At 68.2% G+C, this 3,391-nt stretch carries 4 protein-coding genes and 1 CRISPR repeat array; all 4 genes read left to right on the top strand.

What is annotated here, in order from left to right:
• Window positions 1-81: 81 nt before the first annotated feature.
• A CRISPR array of direct repeats spans window positions 82-414; the repeat unit is 28 nt; unit sequence GTCGGCCCCGCGCCTGCGGGGATGGTCC.
• 165 nt (window positions 415-579) lie between these two features.
• The 4 genes from FF041_RS35275 to FF041_RS35260 all read left to right on the top strand — a co-directional run bounded on the left by FF041_RS35275 (window position 580) and on the right by FF041_RS35260 (window position 3,215).
• Window positions 580-1,317: a DUF6879 family protein gene (locus FF041_RS35275; protein ID WP_153526522.1), complete on the top strand. Its 738-nt coding sequence runs from the start codon at window positions 580-582 to the stop codon at window positions 1,315-1,317.
• A complete protein-coding gene (locus FF041_RS35270) occupies window positions 1,314-2,156 on the top strand; it encodes a helix-turn-helix domain-containing protein (RefSeq protein WP_323393631.1) in 843 nt (280 codons plus the stop codon). The genes FF041_RS35275 and FF041_RS35270 overlap by 4 nt, the downstream gene beginning before the upstream one ends.
• Before the next feature lie 113 nt (window positions 2,157-2,269).
• Complete coding sequence (locus FF041_RS35265) at window positions 2,270-2,818, top strand: hypothetical protein (protein ID WP_153526517.1); 549 nt, start codon at window positions 2,270-2,272, stop codon at window positions 2,816-2,818.
• A 223-nt stretch (window positions 2,819-3,041) separates the two neighbouring features.
• The gene (locus FF041_RS35260; RefSeq protein ID WP_153526515.1) at window positions 3,042-3,215 is read left to right on the top strand and encodes a hypothetical protein; all 174 of its coding nucleotides are present in this window, start codon (window positions 3,042-3,044) and stop codon (window positions 3,213-3,215) included.
• The last annotated feature ends 176 nt before the right edge of the window (window positions 3,216-3,391 follow it).

Below are 3,391 nucleotides of genomic sequence, written 5' to 3'. Positions count from 1 at the left end.
CACCGGGAGACCCCGATGCCCGACTGCTCGCAAGTGAATGAAAACCGCCACTCCACGATGTGAACGCGCAGGTCAGGAAGTGTCGGCCCCGCGCCTGCGGGGATGGTCCGCCGCCGTTCATCCCCCAGGTGGGGCCGCCGGGGTCGGCCCCGCGCCTGCGGGGATGGTCCGGCGTCCACCATGGGCCCAGTGGCGGTCGCTGTGTCGGCCCCGCGCCTGCGGGGATGGTCCTCGTGACCGTGCGGAACCGCATTTGGACTGCGTGTCGGCCCCGCGCCTGCGGGGATGGTCCCCACAGGACGGATCCGATGCCGCCGAGGCTGGTGTCGGCCCCGCCCATGCGGGGGTGGTCCCGCCCACGTCTACTTCGGACTCGACGGGGGCGAGTCGGCCCCGCGTGTGCGGGGGCGGTCCGAAGATCAACACCCCCTTCGCCCTACGCGGCGGGGGCGGTCTTGGTTTTGATTGCGCGCAATCTCGCTGACTGGTTCACGCGTTCAGCAACCAGACGCAATCTTTGGGCGCCGGGAAGCCATCCACAGCATCCTGAAGCCCCAACCTCATTCACCGGAGGGCCACATGCCGCTCAGGTTCATTGGCACGACCAGCGACGATGGTGACTGCCCCACTCTCTACGAGATCGAGGGCACAGACGAGATCCTCGTTCAGGGTGACCGGGAGACCGACCCGGGCCATCTCGCGCAGCTCCGTGATGTGAAGGAATCCGAGACGTTCGTCCGGGTTCCGAGAGACCTCCTCGTCCGCTACGCGCCGCGCCTCACCGCGCCTGAGCTGCAACCATTCCCTTCCGTCTCCCACATGTTTCGCGAGTTCCAGCACACAGCCTGGCGGCTGGAGACGCGACGCGGATACGCGTCCGACCGCAAGTCCCCGCTGTGGCAACAGTTCCTCGACGGCCAGGACATCACCGGCGATCCGCCCAACGCCTGGCGGCAGAACGTCGCCGCCCAGGTCGCACTGGGCAAGCGGATCGAACGGGTACGCATCCTGGACGAGCCAGCCACCGAGGGGCAGCAGTTCCTCCGAGCGCGGGCGGCGACCAACATCGCAGCGGGCGAGGACATCCGGCACCTGACCCGCGCTCGTGCTCAGGAGCTGCGCCTGCCGGACTTCGACTTCTGGCTCTTCGACTCCCGCACGCTGGTGCGATTCGCCTTCGATGAGGAGGACACCACCCTGGGTGTATACGTCACCGAGGACCCGGCGGAGGTTCTCGCTGCCTGCCAGGCTCGGGATGCCGCTTGGCATTACGCCCGTACCGCCGACTTCACGCGCCAGGTACGTTCCACGATGTGACCACAGATTTTCAGACCGCCCGGGTCGCTCTCGGTGCCCGGCTCCGTGAGCTGCGCACCGATGCCGGGCTCACGGGCAAGGGTCTCGCCGAGGTGCTCGGCTGGCAGCGATCGAAGATCTCCCGTCTGGAGAACGGTAAGCAGACCCCCTCGCCCACCGACCTCACAGCGTGGGCGATTGCGGTCGGGCACCCAGAACTCGCGGGCGAGCTCAAGGGCCGACTGATGGGACTGGAGACGAAGTACCGCTCTTGGCGTCGCCAGCTCGCGGGCGGGCATCGCGCGCGGCAGGAGCTGGCGATTGCGCAAACTGCCGCTACGCAGACGATCCGGGGTCTGGAGATCGCCCGGATTCCGGGCATGTTCCAGACGGCGGAGTACGCTCGCCATGGGTTCGAGGCGAGCGCCGAATTCCGGCAGATCACCAAGGATGTCGAGGGTGCCGTACGGGCCCGAATCCGCCGTCAGGAGGCCCTGTACCAGCCGGGGAAGCAGTTCAGATTCCTGGTCTGGGAGGGCGCTCTATACGTGCGGACCTGCCCGGACGGTGTCCATGCGGCCCAGCTGGACCGGCTCGTCTCGTTGATCGGCCTGGACACCGTAGAGCTGGGGATCATTCCGTTCGATGCTCAGCTTCGGCGCACTCCGAGTCACGCGTTTTGGATCTATGACCAGCGGCTCGTCATCGTGGAGACGATCTCCACGGAGATGTGGCTGGATGATGAGGAGTCGATCCGGCTGTACGAGCGGGCGTGGGAATGGCTGGCCGAGTCAGCCGTGTTCGGGCGGCAAGCGCAGCGAGCCATCGGCCGGGCGCGCAGCTTCCTCGACGCGGTGTGAGCAATCCGGCACATCCATAGCGCCGCCTGCACAATCCCGCGCAATCGTCATGCGAGTGCGCAACCAGCCTCCCTAGGGTCGTCGGCATCGCTTCGCCCATACGACTGGGGAGCATGATGATGACCACCCCCGCGCAGCCTGCCGGCTTCATCGGTCGAGCCGCCGCACCGCCGTACCCCCGGAAGACGCCGATCGCAGTGACCGGCGTCTGGCTCGCCGAGGCACTTGATGACCCGGCAGACGCCCTGGCCGCTTGGGACGACGGCTCCCACGCCATACTCCCGGCGGGCTGGCGTTTCGACACCGTTCGGATCCCGGCCGAGCTCGTCCACGCCGCAGCCGACAGCGCGATCCACTCCACCCTCGCCGAACACCTCGCAGACTTCGGCGGCCCGGTCATCTGCGACCCGGCGCGCTGGTACTACGCGCTCGTACCGCCGCAGACCTCTGAGACGTGGGCTTCCGGGCTCGCCCGCTGCCTCAGCCGGGGAGCCTGGCTCGGCGTGCCCCGCACCGACCTCACCGAACACGCTCATCTGCACTGGTGCGTCCCCATGGAATACCCGGCCCGCCTGTGCGACCCCGGTGCGGTGGCCGCGTTGATCGAACGCGGCCACGGACAGCTCACCCCCGAGCGCACCGAATTCCGGCACCCCAGGTGACCCAGGCGTACGAGTCGCCCGAGTGCGGCCGGGACGAATGCGCCCACTGCGACGGGCCCGGCGAGATACGTCTCCAGGGCCAGAGTCCAGTTGAGCCACCGGTGCTGACGCTCCGCTGCACACACGGCTGCCATACCCAGGCCCCCTCCCAGCCCGGCGGGGAACGGCCCGTCCCGGTCGGCCACGGCGGGTACAGGCTGAACCACACCCCCTGGAGGCCCTCATGTACGCCTACGACCGCGCCCTCGGAGCCGCCCTCACAGCCCTCGCGCTACTCGGCCTCACCGGGCCCGCGATCAGCCTCCACGACCGCATCGACCACGTCACCCAGGTCATGGCACCCGACGCTCCGGGGCCCGCTGAACGCACCGTCGTAGACGACGAGTCGTCTCACTGACCCCTGTTCCGCCCCCAAAGCCAGCTTTCCTCAAGGAGTTCTGATGAGTGCTGCCGTCTTACCGCCCACATCCACGCTCGGGTTCGCCTGGCTGGAGGTCACCGGGTTCTGCAACCTCGAATGCACGCACTGCTACGCCGACTCCAGCCCCAAGGGCACTCACGGCACCATGACCC

This window comes from Streptomyces jumonjinensis (assembly GCF_009600885.1).
Taxonomy (GTDB): domain Bacteria; phylum Actinomycetota; class Actinomycetes; order Streptomycetales; family Streptomycetaceae; genus Streptomyces; species Streptomyces jumonjinensis.
The sequence above is the reverse complement of the archived record's forward strand: the minus strand, read 5'-3'. Positions and strand labels throughout refer to the sequence as shown.

Coding starts and splice junctions, on each gene's coding strand:
- FF041_RS35265 (WP_153526517.1), top strand. CDS start 2,270: ATGATGATGACCACCCCCGCGCAGCCTGCCGGCTTCATCGGTCGAGCC.
- FF041_RS35260 (WP_153526515.1), top strand. CDS start 3,042: ATGTACGCCTACGACCGCGCCCTCGGAGCCGCCCTCACAGCCCTCGCG.
- FF041_RS35275 (WP_153526522.1), top strand. CDS start 580: ATGCCGCTCAGGTTCATTGGCACGACCAGCGACGATGGTGACTGCCCC.